16 protein-coding genes are annotated in these 21388 nt (G+C 71.1%); 1 reads left to right on the forward strand and 15 read right to left on the reverse strand.

The features are described from left to right. Positions 1–211: 211 nt before the first annotated feature. The 15 genes from ACZ66Z_RS05090 to ACZ66Z_RS05160 form a co-directional block, all read right to left on the reverse strand. Positions 212–700 (reverse strand): TetR-like C-terminal domain-containing protein, encoded by a 489-nt coding sequence (locus ACZ66Z_RS05090; protein ID WP_469932610.1) that lies wholly within the window; start codon positions 698–700, stop codon positions 212–214. Continuing rightward, positions 649–933, reverse strand: a complete 285-nt coding sequence (locus tag ACZ66Z_RS05095; protein WP_469932611.1) for an ATP-binding protein — start codon at positions 931–933, stop codon at positions 649–651. Before ACZ66Z_RS05095 ends, ACZ66Z_RS05090 begins: the two co-directional genes overlap by 52 nt. A 392-nt stretch (positions 934–1325) precedes the next feature. Continuing rightward, positions 1326–1847 carry an SMI1/KNR4 family protein gene (locus tag ACZ66Z_RS05100; protein ID WP_469932612.1) on the reverse strand — a complete coding sequence of 174 codons (522 nt, stop codon included), beginning with the start codon at positions 1845–1847 and terminating at the stop codon, positions 1326–1328. Between the two features lie 79 nt (positions 1848–1926). Next, the gene (locus ACZ66Z_RS05105; RefSeq protein WP_469932613.1) at positions 1927–6675 is read right to left on the reverse strand and encodes a DUF6531 domain-containing protein; all 4749 of its coding nucleotides are present in this window, start codon (positions 6673–6675) and stop codon (positions 1927–1929) included. Between the two features lie 409 nt (positions 6676–7084). After that, a complete protein-coding gene (locus tag ACZ66Z_RS05110) occupies positions 7085–7507 on the reverse strand; it encodes a YjbQ family protein (RefSeq protein ID WP_469932614.1) in 423 nt (140 codons plus the stop codon). 153 nt (positions 7508–7660) lie between these two features. Next, positions 7661–10534: a type 2 lanthipeptide synthetase LanM family protein gene (locus tag ACZ66Z_RS05115; protein WP_469932615.1), complete on the reverse strand. Its 2874-nt coding sequence runs from the start codon at positions 10532–10534 to the stop codon at positions 7661–7663. 270 nt (positions 10535–10804) lie between these two features. Continuing rightward, entirely contained in the window at positions 10805–11008 is a 204-nt protein-coding gene (locus ACZ66Z_RS05120) for a DUF6229 family protein (RefSeq protein ID WP_123456731.1), read from the reverse strand. Positions 11009–11211: 203 nt separating this feature from the next. Then, positions 11212–12090, reverse strand: coding sequence for an alpha/beta fold hydrolase (locus ACZ66Z_RS05125; protein WP_469932616.1), 879 nt, complete (start codon positions 12088–12090; stop codon positions 11212–11214). 76 nt (positions 12091–12166) lie between these two features. Continuing rightward, positions 12167–13396 (reverse strand): MFS transporter, encoded by a 1230-nt coding sequence (locus tag ACZ66Z_RS05130; RefSeq protein WP_469932617.1) that lies wholly within the window; start codon positions 13394–13396, stop codon positions 12167–12169. A 73-nt stretch (positions 13397–13469) separates the two neighbouring features. Next, a complete protein-coding gene (locus tag ACZ66Z_RS05135) occupies positions 13470–14345 on the reverse strand; it encodes a methyltransferase domain-containing protein (RefSeq protein WP_469932618.1) in 876 nt (291 codons plus the stop codon). 42 nt (positions 14346–14387) lie between these two features. After that, the gene (locus tag ACZ66Z_RS05140) at positions 14388–15533 is read right to left on the reverse strand and encodes a hypothetical protein (protein ID WP_469932619.1); all 1146 of its coding nucleotides are present in this window, start codon (positions 15531–15533) and stop codon (positions 14388–14390) included. Beyond that, positions 15530–16774, reverse strand: coding sequence for a hypothetical protein (locus ACZ66Z_RS05145; protein WP_469932620.1), 1245 nt, complete (start codon positions 16772–16774; stop codon positions 15530–15532). Before ACZ66Z_RS05145 ends, ACZ66Z_RS05140 begins: the two co-directional genes overlap by 4 nt. 42 nt (positions 16775–16816) lie before the next feature. Further along, positions 16817–18202, reverse strand: a complete 1386-nt coding sequence (locus tag ACZ66Z_RS05150; RefSeq protein ID WP_469932621.1) for a DUF6002 family protein — start codon at positions 18200–18202, stop codon at positions 16817–16819. Continuing rightward, on the reverse strand, positions 18199–18633 hold the full coding sequence (gene panD / locus ACZ66Z_RS05155; protein WP_469932622.1) for an aspartate 1-decarboxylase: 435 nt from the start codon (positions 18631–18633) through the stop codon (positions 18199–18201). Before panD ends, ACZ66Z_RS05150 begins: the two co-directional genes overlap by 4 nt. Positions 18634–18653: 20 nt before the next feature. Next, positions 18654–19394 carry a TauD/TfdA dioxygenase family protein gene (locus tag ACZ66Z_RS05160; RefSeq protein ID WP_469932623.1) on the reverse strand — a complete coding sequence of 247 codons (741 nt, stop codon included), beginning with the start codon at positions 19392–19394 and terminating at the stop codon, positions 18654–18656. Between the two features lie 631 nt (positions 19395–20025). Between ACZ66Z_RS05160 and ACZ66Z_RS05165 the strand changes: the two genes are divergently transcribed. Beyond that, on the forward strand, positions 20026–21291 hold the full coding sequence (locus ACZ66Z_RS05165) for an MFS transporter (protein ID WP_469932624.1): 1266 nt from the start codon (positions 20026–20028) through the stop codon (positions 21289–21291). Positions 21292–21388 lie beyond the last annotated feature (97 nt).

The raw sequence follows: 21388 nt of genomic DNA on the forward strand, positions 1-21388 counted from the left end.
ACTTATGAATCCATGGGCATCAGCCCCATCGAGTGCGGATTTCGTTGCCTCTCGTCGGCCCTTCATCACCGACGCCGGGCCCGACAGGATCATGGGCGAGGACTGCGCCGGCCACGCCCCGGACGGCAGTGTCGTCTCGTGCGCCCGGGCCGGCCCGGACACCGGCCAGACGGTCGAGCCCACGAAGTTCCTTGGATCCGGAGGAACTTGCTCATGGCCCGTCCACACCGTCCCGTCGGCGGCCGACCGCTCGTCGGGGTCCGCGACTGATCACGGAGAGCATCACCCTCAGGGCCAGCTGGACTTCCCGTTCGGGAAGTCCTCGAAGGGGGCCGTCGACGAGCAGGTGGCTCGGTCCGTGGACCGCCGACCAGGCTGCGTCCTCGGAGCCATGGTGCCGGTCGACCGGTACCGCCCCCGCCTCGGTCAGGTCCTCGAGGCGCCGCGCGAGCAGAAGAAAGGGGTGCGGGACGGCCTCGGAGGCTTCGGGCAGGGGCGGAGCGTGTGTGCCGGTGGCGGAGAAGGCCGTCTGGAACCAGCCCGGCTCGGTGCGGGCGAACTCGACGTATGCCCTTCCGAGGGCGTCGAGGCGCGTCCGGGACCGGGAGGGTTCGGTGTTCTCCGCCGCCGAGGACAGCCTCAGGTCCATCAGCCTGCCGAGCTCTTCCATGCAGCGGTGCGAGACCCATGGATCTCGCATACGTACTTCCCGGCGGCCGAGCGGACGTGCGCCTCGTACGGGTCACACGCGTGCTCGTGGGCGTTCGCCACGAGTTCCGAGGCGGCCAGGGCCCCGTCACTGATGGCGTCCTCGGTCAGACCCAGATCCTTGAGGACGTGTCGCACAACCGCGCGGGCTTCCCCGGTCGGGTCGGGAGTGCGGTCGGTCCGGCGATCCACGAGGCCGAGAGCGGCGGATGGCCCGCTGATCATCGGACGACGGAGCTCCTGCGAAGGGCAGCGATGGCCTTCTCCCGGGGCTGCGGAGGGGTCGTGGCAGCCTTGACCTGCGACAGCCGGCGTACTCCGAGCACGCGTTTTCCACAGCCGTCGTACGGCCGCTCGATCTCGTCCATGGTGGTACCGCGCGTCTTTCTCCCCTTTCGCCGGAGCGCAAGGAGGATCGACTGCCGTACCCAGGATGATCCCGATCGGCTCACTCAGCCCAGGAAGCTCAGTCGCACCTGACGGTCGGGGTTGTCCTTGTTCGTGTCCACCAACCTCCGCAAGGACAACCCTCAGCGCACGTGGCTTCCTCTCGTGGACCGTCCAGCGGTGCCCGCTCACGGGGTCTCCGCAGCCTCGGGCACGGTCCCGCAGAACGCTCAGTCCTGCAGACTGAGCGCCGGACGGAAGCTGTGCACCTCTTCGGGGAACCGGCTCCACAGGACTTCTGAGCGCAGTTCGCCCGAGAGGGCCCGGGACAGGAATTGCGTTGCCGTCATCGTGTACCTTTCCCATTCCTCGCCTCCCTCTTCGTTGATCATGAGGGTCCATTCGTCCGGATTCTGACCGGGGCGCACGAGCCAGAACAGGTACTCGCCGTTGTCGGTGGTCGCCCAGGGAATCAGGCGGTTTCCGGGTTCTTCCATCTCGGCCGGCTTGTCCTCGTACTTCCAGAGTTCTTCGTACGCCTCGTCCCGTTCCTCGGCGTGGCGAAGCAGGTCGTACACGGAGTTGCCGCATCCGGGCTCCAGCAGCAGCAGGTAGTTGTCGATGAACCCCCCGCCGTACGTGGCCATCAGAGAGGTGTAGTCATGAGGTAGCCGGACGCCGAGCTCCCGCTCCACCGCCTCCCAGTCCTTGGCGGGCGGGGCGGTTTCGGGACGGGGCAGGAGTTCCGTCAACCGGGCAAGTGGCATGTTCACTGTCGCATCCTATCGATGGGGGTCCGTCCGCCAGGGACGGCAGCCTCACAGAGGGAAATCACCGTTTGGGCACGTTCATGATGGTGACGATGTTGACGCCCGGCCCGCCGGATCCTCTCGGGGTGAACGTGAACCCGTTGTTCCCGTATGCCTCGATGGTGACTCCGAGCGGGATCTTGCTGCCGCTGTCCGCATAGATCGGGGTGACGCTGTACTGGATTATCTCTCCGCCCTTCGCCGCCTTCTTGACCTGGTTCTCGACGGAGCGCATGACCGGAGAGTTGGCGTACGCGTGCATGGTGATGAAATTCCGGGGGTCCTTGTTCGACCCGCCGAGCTGGGCTGCCAGGAGGTGCGTGCGGTTGTAGCCCTGACCGCTGACCCAGCCCGCCGGGTCGACTCCGGGGTTGGTCTTGCCGCCGAGCATGTCCTTGGTGATGGTGGCGTGCATGGCGGTGGCCCGGCCGTGCGGGCCGGGCTTTCCGTATTGGACCCTCCCGTCCCAGGTCGGGTTGGTCTCGTCGCACGGGGAGAGACCGAGCGGATCGGTCTGCGCCTGTGGATTGTCGACGTAGACGGTGGGGTTCGGTGCGGGGGCCAGGCCGAGTGGATCGAGAGTGAGGTAACGGGCTGTTTCAGGGTCGTAGTGCCGGAAGTAATTGTGGTGGAGCCCGGTTTCCCGGTCGAAGTACTGACCGGGGAAACGCAGAGGGGTGTAGGCGATCGCGTCCCGGTTCCACGTCGTTGCGCCCCACAGGGTGGCGCGTGCCTGCCAGCTGATGTCGCCGTGCTCGTCGATGAGTTCCGTCGGCGTACCGAGCTGGTCCGTCACCATGGCGAAGAAGCGTTGGTCGATGAGGTCCTGCGGAGCGTCGGCCAGTGCCTTGCTCTCCGTCTGGGACAGAGGCGTGTGTCCCTCGTGGTCCCACGTCAGCGTCAGGACTTCCGGAGTGCCCGCGAAGGACGTGCTCTGCTCGACGAGGACGCTGCCGTCCCAGGTGAAGCGGGTGTCCTCCAGGACACGGCCGTCGGTTCCCAGGCGTTGTTTGGCGATCCTGCGGCCCAAGGGGTCGTACAGGTAGCGCCATGGTGTGCCGTCCGGCGTGACGACGGATATGAGGCGGTCCTCCGCGTCCCAGGAGAAGCGCCAGGTGTCCGGCTTGCGGGAGAGCCGCGTGCGCTGACGCAGGATGACGCGCCCTTGCTGGTCGTACTCGTAGCGGACCCGTCCGGCACGGGTGATAAGGGTCCCCGCGTAAACGCGCTCGCCGCGGGCGTCGGCGCCCGGAAGACTCTCGGGCCATTCGCCCCGTGTCTGGTTACCGGCCTCGTCGTAGGAGTAGGTCTCACTCCAGCCCCGGGCCGCGTCGACATGGGTGACCCGGCCGGCGGCGTCGAGTTCGTAGCGGCGGTGGCCACCGCGCATGTCGGACGCGCCGATCGGTCGGCCGTCGGAGCGGTAGGCGTAGGTGCGTCGCTGAAGTGCTTGGGGCGAGTGCCACGAGGTGAGGAGCTGGTCGGTGACGCGCCCGGCGCGATCGTGCTCCTGGGACAGCAGGAACGTCCGGCCCAGACTGCGTTCGACCTCACGCCCGGCGTCGTCGTACCGGAAGGAGAGCGACCGCCCGGCGGTCTCGACCGTCACTCGGTTCCCCGCGCTGTCGTAGCAGTAGGAACTGGCCACGCCCGAGGGCGTGATGCGCCCGGTGCGGCGTCCGGCGGCGTCGCAGGACGTCGTGAGCGTACGGCCGTCGACGGCTTCCTCGACGACGCGTCCGAGCCGGTCGTAGCGGTAGGTGAGGATGCCGTCGAGGCCGGTGGCGCGGAGCAGGCGGCCGCACGGGTCGTTCTCGAAGGTGATGAGCCGGTCACCGACGGACTTCTCGACGAGGGCGCCGACGGCGTCGTAGCGGTAGCCGACCGTCTGCCCCGCCGCGTTGGTGCGTCGTGCGAGGCGGCCGACGGCGTCGTAGGCGTAGGTGACCGTGTGACCGTCGAAGTCGCGCTCCTCGGTCAGGAGCCCCGCCGCGTTGTACGCATACGTCCACGTGAGCCCCTGCGGGTTGACGACCTGCGACAGACGCAACTCGGTGTCGTAGACGAAGGTGTGCCGGACTCCGTCATGGGTGATGCGTGCGGAGGGCAGATCGAAGTGGGTGTACTCGTAGCGGGTGGTCTGCCCCAGAGCATCCGTGCGGCTGGTGCAGTTCCCTTCGCCGTCGTACGTCCATCTCTCCGTCGAGCCGTCCGGTGCGGTGACGGCGGCCGGAAGTCCTTCCGCCGTCCACGACAGATGTGTTGTGTCCCCGAGGCGGTCGGTCACGGTGGTGATCCGCCCGAAGGCGTCGTAACTCTGGTGGGTCACTCCACCGGCGGAGTCCGTCACTGCCGTGGGCAGCCCTGTCGCCGTGCAGGTGAGATGGGTGGTCCTGCCGGTGGTGTCCGTGACCGAAGCGAGGCCGCCGCGTGGATCGTAGGTCCATCGGGTGGTGGTGCCGTCGGGGGAGGTCAGAGCCGTCCGGTTCCCCCTGTCGTCGTACTCGTGGTGCCAGATGGCTCCGTCGGGCTCGGTGAGAGCGGAGACGAGCCCCAGGTCGTTGTAGGTGACGGTCGTTCTGTGGCCATCGGCGCGGACCAGGGCGACGGGAAGACCCGCCCGCCCGTATTCGAGCCGTGCGGTGGCCCCCAGGGCGTCCGTCGACGACAGCAGCCGGTCGTGCTCGTCGTACGTGAATGTGCTGGTGGCTCCGAGCGGGTCCGTTTCGGAGATGATCTGAAGACGGGAGTTCAGGTGGTACACCGTCGGTGCGCCGAGGGAGTCGGTGTAACGGGTGATCCGGTCGCCGGTGTCGGGGTGGGTGCGGTAGGCGAAGGTGGAGGAGAGTGCTCCGTCGGGGCCGACGGTGCCGACGACGCGTCCCTCGACATCGTAGACGTAGCGGAACGTGGAGTCGTTGCGGTCGGTCCAGGAGGTGATGCGGCACTCGGAGTCGTAGCTGAACCGCAGGGACTGGCCGGAGGAGTTGGTGACGGCGTCGAGGTTGCCGCGTTCGTCGTAGCCGTAGGACAGGGCGGGTATCGGCCCCTCCGGGCCGCGTACGGCCACGGCCGTGACGCGCTGCGCCTCTGTGGTGACCTGCACGGTGTATCCGCCGCTGTGCGTGACGGCGGTGGGCGCCCCGTCAGGGCGGCGGGAGAAGACGAGACGGTTGGTGTTGCGATCCTGTATCTCGGTGAGCCAGTAGCCGATCGAGGGACGGTAGGGGCTACCGGTGAAGGAGCGGGTCAGGCCTGTCTGCGGGTCGGTGACCGTGTACGTCGTCTCGTCTGCTTGATGCCCGCCGTGAACGAGGGGAAGGCGTGGGCCCTCCAGCGGAAAGACCGGCTCACCATCAGACCCGGGCAGGCTGGGGTAGACGAGGAAGGAACCGTCGTCGCGGGCCCATATCGCACCCATGGCGACGGGGTCGATCTCCAGTCGCTCATCCAGGGTGGAAGCCCAACTACGGCCGAACCACTGGCCGTAGCGGTACTCCGACAGGTGGGTGCGCCGCAGTACCACCGGGAGGGTTCCCGGCAGCAGGAGGTCGGTCTGGGGCAGGATCATCTCGCCGGTGGCGACATCGACAGGGTCGTTGACGCATTTCTTCGTGTTGAGCTCGATCCCGTGCCGACGCGGATCGGACTTCACCTCGCGCAGCGAATCAGGCTTCAGACGCGCGTCCTTGTCCCTGCCACCACGATCGCCGGGATTCCTACCCGGATTCCGGTCATCGTGTCCGCCCTTGCGCTGGCGGGCGAGGCGGTCGCGAATGGCGTCGTCGTTGTTCTTGTGGTCGGTGGATATTCGCTTGACGGCTTTCGGCAGGGTGTCACCGATGTGGTCGCCCATGGTCCTGGCGGACGTCACGAGGGCGCCCATGGCCTTCTCGATGACCGGGTCCAGGGCGTCGGCGATGTCGTCGCGGCCCTTGTTGCGGCGCTGGTGTCCCTTGGCCTTGGTGAGCTTGCCAGCGGTCTTGCCGTGGATGCCGGCACTCACGCCGTTCAGCTTCGTGCCGGCCTGCTCGTGCTCGTCGTGTTCGATGTGGAAGCCCTTGCCCTTGCCGCCACCTCCGCCACCGCCTCCGGCGGAGGCGAGGTTCAGGCCCTCCTTGGCACCCTGCACCCCGTCGTCGAAGCCGTCCTTGCCGGCCTGCTTCGTCCGGTCGAGGTCCACGCCGTTCTGGACGCCCAGCGCGTCCATGCTCACCTGGACGACCAGGTCCGCCGCCATGTTCTCCAGCGCGGCCACGACCGGCTCGGTCATCACCGAGACGACGTGACCCACCGCCTCCTCCATCGCGGCCGTGATCAGCTTCAACAGCTGCTTCTTCGTGAACGCGATCGCTCCGGCACCGAGCAGCGCGGACAGGCCGCCGGTCACCGGTATCAGCGCCATGGCCAGGCCCGTCTGACCGGCCAGCACCCCCAGCTCGACGAGCGCCTTCCCCTTCATGACCTCGATCGCGCCCGCCGCCATGTCGAGTGCGTCCGCGATGGTCCGGGCGGCGGAGACCATGTCCTTCAGGTGCTTGCCCTTGACCTTGGTCCAGTGCTCGTTGAGCGCGTCCATCGCCTCGCCGTGCCCCGACGACAGCAGACGCTCCATGTGGTTGTTGGCCAGCTGGCCGTCGTCGGCCAGGTCGTCCGCGAACTCCCGCAGCGCGTCCGCCATGTCGCGGTACGCGTCCTCGTCGACGTTGGGCCAGTTCACCCCCACCAGGTCCAGCAGCGTGTCCGCCCAGTCCGGAACCGTCACAGCCACGACTCGTATCCCCCGTAGACGCAGACATAGATCGAACACCTCGAACAGTCCTACCACGGTGTCCGGCCGTCGTGTAATCCGCATTGGCAACGCCTGTATATGTGGCGCAAACTGTGCCCCCGCATGATGAACACGCAGGCCCAGCGCTTGCGAAGGCAAGGGAACCGCACACCGGGCAGTTGACGGCGTCGCGAACGCGACAGGGTTACGGCACCCCCGTCGCCGGCGACGGCGCACCCACCGTCCACGTTGCGGGGTGCGCCTCGGTGGCGGTGACGCGGCGGGCGTGACGGGTACAGGCGTACTCACCTGTCACGCGCTCTGCCACGTGGCTGCCCGGGTGGGTGTTCACACAGGGCGCTCGGTATGACCGGACATCCCGCCCAAGGTCTCGCGCCGGCGACGGTCGCTACCCGAGAAACGACAGCCGGACCTGACGCTCCGGATTATCCCGATTGGTGTCCACCAGGCACACCGACTGCCAGGTGCCCAGGGCCAGTTCGCCGCCGATCACGGGGAGCGTCGCATGGGGCGGGACGAGGGCCGGCATCACGTGGTCACGACCGTGCCCCGGGCTTCCGTGGCGGTGCTGCCAACGTTCGTCCGCGGGAAGGAGCTGGTGCAGGGCGGCCAGGAGGTCGCTGTCGCTGCCCGCGCCCGTTTCGATCAACGCCACACCCATGGTCGCGTGCGGCGTGAAGACGTTCAGGAGCCCGTCTCTGCCCTGTGCCACCTCGGCCAGGAAAGAGGAGCACTCCCGGGTCAGGTCGTAGACCGTCTCCGATGTCCCGGTGGTGACGTCAAGGGTGCGGGTCTCGAATCCGTGGCTCATGCCCCCATGGTGGGCGGGCGGGGCTTTCCGCTCAAACTTCACACGCGGATGATCCGAAGGGTGGCCCACGTCACGGTCCGGGACGAGGAGACGGGCCGGTCGGGAGCGGCAGCCGTACGAGCGGCGCGATCGCGGGGCGGCCCGCCGGTCGCCCTACGGCTGCTTCCCGTGGGAAGCGCCGGCCGGGCCCGGCCCTGGGGGGAGGGCCAGGAGGAGCGGAGAGCTCAGTCGGGCCTCCGGGTGCATCCGCAGGAGCTGGTGGACCACCCCGGACAGGCCCGGGAGCAGCCCCGGTGCGAACGCCTCCTTGGCGAGGCCGCCGACCGGGCCGCGCTGCTCGATGCCGGTGAGCAGCTCCGCGGCTGCCTCCGCGGCGGACGGCCCCTCGTACCCCTTCAGGCCGCGCAGACGGTGGAGGATCTCCCAGAGCCCGAGGTCGCCGTGGCAGAGGGTGTGGCTCCAGCCGAAGCCCTCGCGCAGACCGGCCGGCCCCGAGCGGAGCGCGGTGTCCAGATGGCGCGGGTCGCCGGTCCGCTCGTGGAGGTCGACGGCGGCCAGGCCTATGCCCGTGCTGCCGTGACACCACGCGGTGGGGTGGTCGATCTCCCCTCCGACCCGCGCGTCGGCCCAGGCCCGTTTCCCGGGCGAGTACAGGGACTCCTCGAAGTCGTGGGCCAGCGAGCCCAGTTCGTACCACCGACGCCGGTCGGCCGCGCTCCCGGCGGCGGAGAGGGCGAGCCTGGTGAGGGCCCAGCCGGCGCCGGTGGCGCCATGGGCGAATCCGCCGATGCCCTCCGGGAACATCACCGTGGACCATCGTGCTCCGCGGTCGTCGACGACCGCGGTCCGTTCCAGCCGTCGTCCTGCGTCGGCCGCGACCTCCATCCAGCGTTCCCCGCCGGTGAGTTCGGCGAGGTCGAGCAAGGGGACGATCACCCCGGCCGCACCACCGAGCACGTCGAGCGCCCGGTCCTCGGCGATGAGCTCCGGGGTCAGCAGCTCGGCCCTGGCGCGGGCCCGGTCGAGCGGTCCGGGCGTCCCGAGGACACGGTGGAGGGCCGCCCAGGTCCACACCTGCGAGGCGAGCCCGGTGAATCCGCCGATCCGGCGGGTCGGCGTGGTGTCCTCGGTGGCGGCCAGCACCTCCAGCGCACCGGACAGCACGGACTCGACGCCGGCCACCGGGTCGGCCCGTCCTGCCCGCTGCTCCCGCAGGTACTCCGCGAGGGCGAGGGCGACGCCGCCCTGACCGGTGTAGAGGTCCGCGCCGAGCGGGCGGACAGCCCAGCCGTAGTCCGTGAGCACCGGGCTGATCCAGGTCGCGGTGGCGTCGGCACCGCGCACGGCCGCCGCGCAGATCGTCTCCGCGGCCGCGGCCGCCAGTGCCCGACGGCGCCGGTCCGGGTCCTCGGCGCTCAGAGACCGGGCGGGCGTCCGTACCCGGTCGGGGAGCTGCCGTTCGTTCAGATAGGCACCGACCAGTGCGCTGCGGATGGTGTCCCGCTCACGGGTGAGGTCCGCCCGCCGCCACCCGGTCAGGAAGGCGGCCGGCCGCTGTCCGTCCACCCGGTCGTCGAACACGGGGACGTCACCGATCAGCAGGTCCGCGATCTCCCGGTCGATCACCGCGGGGTCGCGGGGCGCGCCCGGGGCGGCGAGGGCGTTGCGGCGGAGGACGTCGCGGGCCCGCGCCAGGGCGGTGTCGGGGTCGTGCAGCGAGGCCGGGTGCCAGAGCATCCGACCGACGTCCGTGTACGTCTGCGTGGGCCGTCGGATCCTGCGGACCCGGCACCCGGCGAAGGCCTTCATCAGGGTGCCGAGTTCACCGGCCGCGTCGAGTTCCGCCAGCGCCCCGGTGATCCCGTCGAAGCCGGTCAGCACCTGGTCCCAGTGGCGGATCAGCACCGGCTCGGGGCTGGGGTGGTTGCGGGCCGGAGGCAGGTCCACCACGCCGATCTCCATCCGGGCGGTGTCCAGCCCTCCGTCCGCGATGACCGGGACCCGGATCTGCGGCTGCTGGCCGGGCAGACCGCCCGCGGCCGAGAGGTCCACCCCGGCGAGGGCGTAGCCGTCGGTGCGGAGCGGCAGGATGCCGGTGCGCAGCACGGTGTTGCGGATCGTCCGGGCCGCCCGGTCCACGGCGTCGCCGCGCCCGCTCGGCGGGACCTCGACATCGGGCGTGAACAGGGCCTCGGTGTCGACCACGGCGGGCACCGGACCGTGGGCCACCAGGTTCTCGGCGTGCAGGTCGGTCCCGCCGAGGAGGCGCATCACCGCCAGCCATCCGCCCAGGGCGCGGTAGAAGCGGGCGAGTTCCGCCTCGTCCCGGCAGTAGCGGTGGCCGAGGTGTTCGGCCCAGCCGTAGCCGTCCCGGACCACCGCCCTCGGCACGCCCAGGTCCTCGGCGCCGGGGACGGCGGCGACGAAGGAGCGCAGCGCGGCGTCCACCTCCACCGGCCGCGGCTTGTACATGACGCTGCCCGTCTCGAAGAGCACCCGGGCCACCGCCCGCCCTCCGTGGTGCGTGTCCCCGCGGGCGAGCTCCAGGGCGCGCAGGGGGCCCGGATCGCCGCCGAGCAGGCCGGCGACGGCCTCCCGGTCCGCGGCGAGCCGTGTGCCCAGTTCCAGCGCGCCCTCGATCAGGAGGCGCCCGGAGGCGAAGGCCCGTTCGCGCAGCGACGGGTACCGCCGGTGCAGGGTCTCGGCGAATCCGGGGGCGGAGGCGTGCCGGAGGAAGGCGCCCCAGCGGGCGGCCGAGTCCGCACCGGGCAGTTCGCCGGCCAGGGCGGCGGCCCTCAGTTCCAGCAGGAGCACCCGGTTGAGCCGGAGCTGGAGGGTGCGGCCGAGGGCCTCGCGGGTCGCCTCGCGCAGTACCGCCCGCTCGTCGGCGGCCAGTCCGGCGATCCCGGGGATCCGGTCTCCCAGCTCCGCGAACAGCGGGGCCGCGAAGGCGTCCACCGGTGCCGCGAACCAGCCCTCGGGCGGCGCTCCGTCGGCCGGGCGGGCCGCTGCCACCGGTTTCACCATGGTGAGTCCTCTCCTGACGGCTGGTGCGCGTGGTCTGGCCTGAGGTGGTGGCGCGTCGCCGCGGGCCGGGCGCGTCCGGGTGCCGTCGCGCGGAGCGGTGCCGTGCCGGGCCGTACTGTGCCGTGCCGTGCCGTGCCGGAGCGGCGTCGTACGGAGCCGGACGTGCCGCGCCGTGCCGGAGCGGCGTCGTGCGGAGCCGGGGGGCGTGGCACGGGCCGGGGAGCCCGTGGGGCTCCCCGGGTGGCGCGTGCGGTGCCGTGCGGCGGTGCGTCAGCAGCAGTAGCTGTGCCACGAACCGGTACAGCTGCTGCATCCGGTGAGCAGCGCCTCGGTGGCGTCGGTCAGCGCGGCCTCTCCGGCCGCGCCGCCCACGTAGAGCGGGCCGGCCGGGTTGTCGGCGCCGAAGGCCGTCTCGGCGCCCTGGAGCCAGGCGGTGACGATCTCGTCGGTACGGGTGGCGGACATGACGGGCATGCGGTTCCTCCTACGAATCGCCGGGATTGCGCGGAGCTACAGAATCCACCGGAAGACGTCCGTCCGAGACCTGCCGGAACCGGTCAATCTTCAGCCGGGCGTTCGATCGTGGTCGGCCCGGCCCGGAAGCAGCCGCTCCGCGTCCGGCCCCCTGTCCGGCGATCGGCGCGCCGGCACTCGCGGCCCGACCGGCAGGACACCGCCTAACTCGTCGCCCTCACTTCCGCCCAGGCCTTCCGCAGTTCCTCGGCCAGTTCCTCGGGAGCCTCCTCGGCGATGTGGTGATCGCTTTCGATGCCCTTGACGGTCAGTCCGCCTCCGGCCCAGTTCTGCCAGACGGCCCCGATGTCCCGGTACAGCAGGGGGAGATCGCTCTTCGTGCCCCACAGCATCAGCGTGGGACACCGCACGCGTCGTCCGGCCGCGCGGTCCTCGTCGTCGTGTCGGCGGTCGATGCCCAGGCCGGCCCGATAGTCCTCGCACATGGCGTGGACGGTCTGCGGATCGCCGAGCGCGCGCTGGAGGTCCTCCCAGGATTCCTGTCCCATGTCCTCCGGAGTCTCCGGGTACCACTGGCTGAGGTTGCTGCCGATGACCGTTTCCGGACCGGGGCTGGGTTGGGCGCGGAAGAACCAGTGCCACCACCGGGTGGCGAAGTTGGCGTCGCAGCGGGCGAGGGCCTCGCCGATGGGGACGACGTCCAGTGCGGTCAGGTGGGTGACGGCCGACGGGTGGTCCAGTGCCAGGCGGGTGGCGACGTAACCGCCCCGGTCGTGTCCGACCACGTGGAACGTCTCGTGTCCCAGGGATCTCATGAGTGCGAGGCAGTCCGCGGCCATGCGTCGCTTGGAGTAGGGCTTGTGGTCGTCGTCGGTGGGGGGTTTGGAGGACTGGCCGTAGCCGCGGAGGTCGGGACAGACGACCGTGTACTCCTGGGCGAGCAGCGGTGCCACCCGGTGCCAGGTGGTGTGGGTGCGCGGATGTCCGTGGACGAGGAGGACGGCGGGCCCGCGCCCGCCGTGGCGGACGCGGATCTCGACCTCGCCGATGTCGACGTTCTCTAGCGTGAAGTCGGGGAACATGTGCCGCCCCTTCCCTGATCGCGTGAGGTGGAATCTCGCCCGACGGGTGACGCGGTCGGTCCGGTGGAGGGGTGCTTCACGGCATGACGCCCTGCGGAGGGCGTTCGGCCGCCTCGACGCGGAAGGGGTTCCGTGCGGCTCTGCGGGCGAGGATTCCCACCGGCGCCGCGGAGAGGACGAACAGGGCGGCCAGGATCATCCAGCCGGCTTGGCTCAGGCCGGTGACCAGCGAGGTGACGAGGGCGGGCCCCATCGCGACGGCCGCCGCTTCGGTGCTGGCCGCGACCCCCTGGTACTGCCCCTCGGCGTTCTTGGCCATCAGCCCTAGGGAAAGTCCCCAGCGCGAGGAGACGTAGTAGAGCTCCCCCACCACGTGGGCGCCCATGCCCGCGATGATGACGCAGGTGGCGAGGAACGGGGACCTGGTCCAGGCGGCGGCCGCGAAGATCGCGCAGCAGGCGGCGAGCGCCAGGGCCGAGACGCGGCTCGCCCGGACCGCCTCGGGGATCCTCACGGCGCGCCGGCTGACCCGCACCTGGAAGAGGGCGATGGCCACGGAGCTGACCACCACCGCCAGGCCGGCCGTCCACAGCGGCGCGCGCGTGCCCCGGGCGATCCACAGGGGGAGGCCGGTGGCGAGCAGGGCCCAGCACAGGGACAGGAGCGCCGTGGTGCTCATGATCGCCACGTACGGCAGGTCGCGCAGCGCCTGGGTGCCGGAGCGGCGCCGTTCCCGTGGCACCGGCGCGACCGCGGGGACGGTCATCGTCAGTGCGGCGGTGAGGAGGAGGGCGAGGGCGTCCACGAGGACGGCGGTGACGAAGACGGCCGGTTCCTCGCCGGCCAGGACGAGCACGGCACCGCCCGCTCCGGCGGCGTAGGCGATGTGCTGGACCACGCGGCCCAGTGCGAGCACCCTGACCCGGTCGTCGGCGGGCATCAGCCCGTGGACCAGGGTGACGCGGACGCCGACGCCGGAGCTCTGCACGGCGGAGAACACGGTGGTCACCGCGAGCAGGGACCAGAACCCGCCGACGAACACGTACGCGACCATGACCAGGCCGCGCAGGACGATGACCGTGCACAGCACCTCGCGCGGGCCGCGGCGTTCGGCCGCGACGCCGATGGGGACGGCGGCGAGCAGTCCCACGAGACCGCCGATGCCCATCGCCAAGCCCATGCTCCCTGCCGGGATGTGCCGGATCTGGGTGAGGTAGATGGCCCAGATGCTGAACCACAGCCCGTCCCCGAATCCGTTCACGCCCTGGCCGGCCAGGAGCCGCCGCACGATGCGCTGCTCGTCCACTCCGTTCCCCCCTCTGTGCGATGTGTGCGTCCCGCGGCCGTGGCCCCGGCCGGGGTCGGGCGCGGCCGCTCCGTCATGCCTGTCCTGCCGGCCGCCGGTCGCATCGACTTCCCGGCGGGGGTACCTCCTCCGGACCACCGGGGACCCGGCCCCACGCCTGGAAGAGGACGGGGTGCACGACGACGGTGTCGGGCCGCGCGAGGTGTTCGCGCAGCTCGCCGGTGAGCCGGTCGAGTTCGCCGTGGTTGATCAGGCCGCGCTCGACGAGGGCGTCGCGGCACAGTTCGGCGCGGTCCACGACGAGCATCTGGTAGGGGTGGTCGTACTGGAACACCCGGATCCCGGCGTCCACCGCCACATCGGTGAGCCCCGCCTCGCGCAGGAGGCACGGCAGGCGGCGGCCGAGGTGGACGTCCATGCCGTTCAGCCGCCACAACTCGGCGACGAGGTCGACGACCTCGGTCCAGGCGGGGTGGGGCGGATCGCAGACGCGGGTGACCCAGTCGACGTCCTGGACCGCGACGGTGCCGCCGGGGCGGGCCAGGGCCACCATGGAGGACAGCACGGCGTCGGAATGCGGGACGTTCATCAGGACCAGGCGGGTGTGGACGAAGTCGAAGCGGCCCGCCTCCTCCGTGGTGGCGGCGGCGTCCGCCTCGACCAGGCGGACGTTGTCCAGTTTCCGTTCGGCGACGAGTCGTCGCGCGAGGTCGAGCATTTCGGGCTGCACGTCCAGTCCCACCACTTCGCCACCGGGCCCGACCCGCTCCGAGAGCATGTCCAGGATGCCCAGGGGCCCGCAGCCCACGTCGACGGCGCGCCCGCCGGGGCCGGGCCCGCAGCGGTCCAGGAGGCGTTCGGCCTCCGGCCGGAACATCTCGCCCTGGAAAAGCATGCGGTCGAGCTCGCCGGCGGCGGCTCCCATGAGGTACTTGTCTGCGGTGGTCATGCGGTTCTCCTCGGCTGCCTGCGGACAAAGGGGGCGTCGCCGTCACGGGGCGGCGGGGAGGGGGTGGGACGGGGCGGTGGGCGGGTGATCACGGCGGGTGCTTCCCGCGGGTGGGAGGGCGGGCAGGGTCCGCAGGTGGGCGCGCAGGCGCAGCAGCCGGTCGCGTACGGCTTCCAGGTCGGCGGGACCGTAGCCGTCGGGGGCGTCGGGCCAGTGGTCCCTGAGGGCCGTCAGGGCCGCGGGAGTGGTCCGGACGGTTCCGTCGGTGTCGACCACCACTCCGTCGAGTGCGGCGCGGCGCAGGTTCCACGCCACCGCCCGCTCGCGTGAGACCCCTTCGGGCAGGCGCAGTCGCACCTCGGCCCGGTCGACCGTCACCGGATAGCCGCCGGGCAGCCCGTGGGGTCCCGGGAGGTGGCCGATGTGGGGAGGGCCGCTCCCGGCCAGGGCGGCGACGGCGGCGGCGCCGGCGGCGGCACCGACCTCGTTGAGGTGGGGGCGCGGCCTCGACCGCACCGGGGCCAGCAGGGAGCGCAGGTCCGTCATCGGGGTCCCGTCGAGCCAGCCCCGGGCGTCGTCGTCCGGTTCGGACGGGGCGTGCAGGTGGGCGTGGTGGGCGAGCAGGTGCAGGCGCCGCTGGTCGGGAAGGGCCAGTCGGGCGGACAGGGCGCAGCTCAGGGTGGCGACGTTGCCGAGGCCGCAGGCCACCGGCAGTCCCCCGGCGTGCAGCAGGGGGTTGACGGCGTCGGGAAAACAGGCGTTGACGACGGTGGTGTCGGGACTGGCCTGCGCGCAGGCGGCGGCCAGGGTCGCGATCACGGTGCTCTGCAGGGGCAGGGTGAGGCCGAATCCGGACCGGCCCAGCAGGTCGGTCCAGGCGGAGGGGCGGGTGCGTCCTTCGGCCGGGGACTGTTCGGATCCGGCCACCACCAGGACGGCGGGACGCAGCGCCGCCAGGAGGCGGCGCAGCCCTTCCGGGTCGTGGAGGTCCAACCGGTCGGCGGTGCACGGGGTGGGGCGACCGGCGAGGAAGGCGTGGTCGCCCGCGAGGTCGGCCAGGTCGCGGGCGCGGTCGGCGTCCCGGCTCAGGACGTGCAGCCGCGACGGGTGGGGGTGGCGGGCCAGCGCACGGACCAGGGCGGCCGCGAACGCGCCGGTGCCGGCGACGGCCACGAGCGGTGGGCTCATGTCCGCTCCCGGGGTGCCGCGGTGACGCCGGTGAGGAAGGCGTCCAGGTCGATGAGGCGGGGCTCGGGCAGACCGGGGCAGCGGGCGCTGATGTCCGTGCGCGGTGGCCTGGCGGAGTCGGTGAAGTAGGTGGGCACCAGCACGGGGCCGTCGGGGCCGGCTTCCAGGCCGAGGAGGGGGTTGGCGACGAGGAAGTCGCGCACCCGCGGCGTGTCCCGGCGGACGTGGAGCCGGATGCGCTTGTCGGAGAAGTGGTTGGGCGGCAGGACCACGCGGGGGCCGAACTTGCGCTTCCACTGGAAGATGCCCTTGCTGAGGAACGCCTCCGTCCCGAAGAAGTCCACGTGGCCGACGTGGTGTTCACGGGCCCACCTCAGCAGCAGGTGGTAGACGGCCTTGAACGCGCCTTCGTCGTAGTGTCTCCGGTCCCCGTCGCGGACCCCGAGCAGCCGGGTGGTGAGGGTGTCGCGGTCCTTCGACCAGTGGCACAGCACGCCGGCGACGCGTTCTCCGGCAGAGGTGACGAACATCAGGGTCCCCCGGCGCAGGATGGCGTGCCGGGCGACGGCCGGGTTCTCCGTTCGGCTGCGGTCGCCGTGGCGGCGGCGCATCGTCGGCGCGTGCATGGTCCGGTAGAAGAAGTCGAACGCCTCCGGGGAGGAGTCCTCCTCCAGGGCCCAGTGGTGCTCTCGCTGGTTGCGGCGGAACTCCCACCGCTCGCGACGCGATATGCGCCGGTCGAGTTCTTCGGCGCTCGGCGGCACGTCCACGACGAGGTGGACCCGGAACGGCGCGGTCAGGGCCGCGGCGGTCGGGAGCCGCCCCAGCCGGCGGGCTTGGGCGCCCACCACCACCAGGTCGGCGTCGGGCCAGTGGCCGGCGGCCAGGTCCCGCAGGCGCGTGTGGCTCCTCTCGTGGTGCACGGGGCCCGGACTCGTACGGGAACGCTGGTGTTCGAGGAGTTGCAGGATGTTCGCCCGGCCCTGGGGAAGCCCCAGGTAGGCGATGCTGAGGTGGTCCGCGCCCGGTTCGACCCGGGACACCGTCACGGGGACGGACCGGCGGGCGCTGTCGTGCAGACCCCGCAGTGTGCGCAGGGCCGGCCGGGGACTGTTGTTCCACGCGTACGCCAGGCGGGCGTGGACGGCGGCGGGTCCGGCGCCCCGGCCGCCTCCCGCGGGGGGCGGGGCCGGGGCGACGGCGGGACGGGGTGACTGGGTCGGGGCGGAGGCAGCGGACACGGAGGACTCCCGGTCATGGGGTGGGATCGCCGGCGCGCGATCTCAGACGGCGGCGGCGCGGACCACCTGGCGCAGGTCGTCCAGGGAGGCGATGTGTCGCAGGTGGCCGGGGTCGGCGTTGCGGAAGTCGGCGGCGCCGTAGGAGCCCGAACCGTGGACGAGGACCTCCTCGGTGCCGATCAGGCCGCGGTCGATGCCGTTCAGCACGCCGGTGAGGGCCATGACCAGGGACCACTCCCGCAGGTCGCGGGGGTCGGCGGGGAGGTGGACGTCGCACGGGGCCAGCATCCGGCGGATGCGCGGGTAGTGCCGCAGGCACTCCATGAGGGAGACGACCACTCCGCCGCCGCCCTGCCGGTGGATGATCTCGTTCATCCTCGGGGACGTGGCCGGTGTGCGCGTGTAGAAGGTGGCGTCGAGCTGCTCGTCGGGGTCGTGGGCGACCCGGGGGAAGTGCGGATCCTGGTCCTGGTGGAACAGGCCGTCGCGGGAGGTCCAGGTGGGGCGGTGGTCGAAGCGGCCGTGATGGAGACTGGCCACCATGTCGGGCGTCCCCAGGTGCTGCACCAGGAAGTACTGGCCCCCGGTGTCCGGCCATTGCCTCCCGGTGTGCCACTGCTGGCCGTGGAAGTGTCCCAGCAGTCCGAAGGCACTGGAGACCGAGTGCGCGTGGGTGCGCTCGCCCGCGGGCAGGAAGTCGCGCTCGAACAGCGCGCGGACGGCGTCGGCGACCATGTAGTTGCGCAGGTCCAGGGAGTGCCACAGGCGGATGCCCCGGTCCTTGTACAGCTCCTCCGCCTCCTGCTCGACCACCGCGCCGGCGAGTCGTTTGACGTCACCGGGCCGGTCGGTGCGCAGGACCGCCAGCGGGTGCGCCGTGCGGGACGCCTCGTCCTGGGCCAGGTCGCCGTGCCAGAGTTTGGCGGTCGAGCCGGACGGGACCACGCAGACGATGCGCAGCTGCTCGGGGGTGGCCAGTGCGGACTCGTGGGCCCGCAGCACCGCGTCGCGCAGCGCGGTGGCCTTGTTGGCGCTGGACGGGGTCACGATCAGGACGGGTTCGCCGGTGCGCCGGATGTGTGCCACCGCTCGCGCGACGATCACCAGGGAGGCGAACGTCTTGGTCGTCCGGGTGCGCGGGTTGTGCATCAGGTTGAGCAGGCCGATCCGGTGGCCGTCGGCGTCCGTCGCGTCGGCCAGGCCGTGGGCGCTGATGCCGGAGGGGGCGAAGAAGCGCTTCAGGTCCTCGCCGGGGGCCGGCAGCTCCCAGGCCGGGGCGAAGCCGCCGGTGTCCGTGCCGCCGGAGGCGGGCGCGTCCCCCGCGGCGGCGAGGACGGCGCGTAACTCGGCGTCGTAACGGGTCAGTGCGTGCGGGCACCGGGAGTCGGCGGTCGTGAGGGTCTGCGAGGCGGGCAGGGTGGTGCTCATCGGCGGGCTCCTTCCACCACGTCGCCCCGGACCAGGGGGATGGCTTCGGCCAGGTCCGGTACCTCGGCCGGATCGGAGCCGACGGAGAGGGGACGGTTGCGGTCGTCGACGAACACCACGTGTGCCTGCGCCTTGCGGGCGTCCTCGTCGGCCACCGTCTGGTACCCGATGATGATGACCAGGTCGCCCGGCGACATCAGCCGGGCGGCCGCGCCGTTGATGCCGATGACGCCGCTGTCGCGTTCTCCTTCGATCACGTACGTGGTGAGCCGGTTTCCGTTGTCGATGTCGACGATGTCGACCTGCTCCCCGGGCAGGAGGTCGGCGGCGTCCATGAGGGCGCGGTCGATGGTGACCGATCCGACGTAGTGCAGGTCCGCCTGGGTGACCGTGGCCCTGTGGATCTTGCTGTGCAGCATGGTGCGGTGCATGGGGCTCCTCCTGGAGGTGGTCAGCCGGCGATCTGGATGCGTCGCAGGTGTCGGCTGCGGTCGCTGAAGGCGTTGCGGGCGTGCAGGAGGCGCCAGTTGTCCCAGATCAGCATGTCCCGTTCGTGGTAGGCGACGGCGACGTGTTCGCGGTCGAACGCGGCGTGCCAGCGAGTCTGCAGTTCGGCCGCGAAATCGTCGTCCTCACGGATGAGGTTGTTGCAGCTGAACCGGACGATGTCGCGTCCGGAGCGTTCCTCGAGGATCGGGTGGCGGGTCTTGAGGTCGAGCCCCAGCCGCTGGACGCCCTCGGTGGTCTTCCACGCGTAGTCCGTCTCGAGCAGTTGCTTCCGCTCGACGTCGCTGAGGGCGGCCACCAGGGGCCGGGTGTCCATCAGGGTCGTCTCGCCGCCCGGGCCGGACGCCGGGGTGATGCACCACAGGGCGATGAAGCGGGGCGGGGTGACCGCGAAGTCGTAGCCCTCCGAATGCGGGGTCAGGGGGCGGGTGTTGCCCGCGTGGTAGACGTCGTCCATGCCCGGCTCGGGTCGGACGTCACCGACCACGGCGCCCGTGTAGTTCGGTACGAAACTCCCGAGTCCCCGGCAGAACCGCACGGGGTCGAATTCTTCGGGAACGTTGCACATGAGCACGTAGCCGTGCTCGTCCATGAGCTGATGGAACGTCCTGGACAGGAGTTCTTCGGACAATGACTGCCCGTTGAAATCGACCTGGGACAGAATACTGATGGGTGAATGGGCCACGCTTCCTCCACACCACAGGGGAGTCAGGAGCCCTCAGGGAGATGTCTCACCCGAGGGAAAATGCGAATTCGGGGCGCACTGTTCCTCGGCGTTGCGGGCCGGAATCTTTCAGCACCCCCACTGTATGGAGAATCGGGGGCCGCATGTCAAGCGAGGACATCGACTACCCTGCGCACCCGACTTCCGCGGGATCACGGGCTCTTGCACGCTGTTTCAGCCGCTGACTGCGGTGAATCGGCCAAACCGTCGAGAACGTCGTCACGTGGCGTGATTCCCTGTTTGTGCCTCCCCGTCCCGGGAACGCGGAATTATTGGAGGTCACCGCACATCCGAGCAAAAATCTGCCGGATATTCACGCCTACGGTACGGCGAAGGACTTCCGTCTCCCCGGTGCCGCTCGCGTGCGCGACGGCGACGCGTTTCGACGGGTGTCCGCGCCAGGCCTCCGGTGTCCGTTCCGGGCGTTTTTCAGGGCGGTTCCAGGACGGCGGGGGGCGACGGCCGACAGCGGACGCCGACGCACCCCGGGGGCCGCCGGGCCGATACCCTGTGCGAAGCACGCACGGGAGGGTCCGGTCGACGGCGGAGGCCCGACAGCGATGATCACCGGAGCCATCAGGGAGCCCGCGGCATGACCGGCACCACGGAGTCCCTCGGCGGGTCGGTCGCGGTCGACGATGCGGCACGAGGTGTCACGCGCCCGTTCTTCGTGTACGCCGTGCTCGCCAACTCGCTTTTCCAGCGCGGCGTGTTCGTCCTCTTCCTTCAGCAACGAGGCTTCTCCGCGGGGCAGGTGGCCCTCCTGCAGACGCTGCTCTACCTGGTCAGCGGGCTTGCGGAGTTGCCGACGGGAGTCATCGCCGACCGCATCGGCAGGCGTGCGGGCGTCGTGATCGGCCAGATGCTGATCGCCGGATGCCTGCTCGGCCAGATGACGTCGTCCTCCTACTGGGTGTTCCTGACGCTGTTCATCGGCCAGGGCGTGGGCATGGCGTGCGTCTCCGGCTCGGACACCGCCCTGTTGTACGACCTGCTCGTGCGCCGTGGTGCGACGGCCGGCTACGTCAGGATCAAGTCCCGGTTCACCATGCTCGGAACGGTCACGTCGGGAGCCGCCATCGTCCTCGGCGGCCAACTGCAGCGGTTTTCCTGGGGAATCGTCTACGTCGGTTCGGCGTCGTGCCTCGTCCTGGCCGTGGTGGTGCTGATGGCACGGGTGCCCGAGATCCGCGGCGCGGACGCGGTGGACGAGCAGGACGGAGCCGGGGAGCACGGCGACGCCACGGCATGGCGGGCGATGCTCCGGGTCGCCACGCCGGCGCTCGTCACGCTTGTCGTGGTGTCGGGATTGATGCATGCGACCTTGACGCCGTACATCATCTTCACGCAGAAGACCCTCTCCGATCAGGGAGCGGGCACCGCGTTGGTCAGCGTCGTCATATCGGCGGGATTCTTCGCCGGCGGGCTCACCCCGCTGCTGTCGGACCGCGCGGACCGGCGCATCGGACACCGGGTCGTCGTCCCGGTGTCCCTCCTGGCGCTCGCCGCGGCACTCGGCCTGAGCGGCCTGGGCCTCGTCTGGGTCACCATCGCCGCGTTCCTGGCCCTGGTCGGGATTCCCGAGATCACCGCCGTGCTCGTGGACAACCTGTTCAACGAGGCCGTGCCGTCGCGCCATCGGGCGAGCCTGCTGTCGATGATCGCGTTCGTGGAGTCGGCGCTCATCGGCACCGGCTATCTCGTCCTCGGCACGCTCATGGACGGGCTGGGCTCCAGCCTGGGCATGGCCGCCTACGCCGCGGTCCCCCTGCTGGCATGTCTCCTGTGGCTCCCGGTGCTCTTCCGAGGGGCACGGGTGACCACCGAGAGCGAGGAGTCCGCCGACCGGGGAACGTGAAGCGGCCGCGAGCGGCCGTCGGCACGTACCGCGCCGCCTTCCGGCCGCCCCGAGGCGGAGGCGCTGGAGCGGGCGGAGCGCAGGAGCCGTCGAGCCC

It is taken from the genome of Streptomyces sp. NPDC107498 (assembly GCF_055582805.1).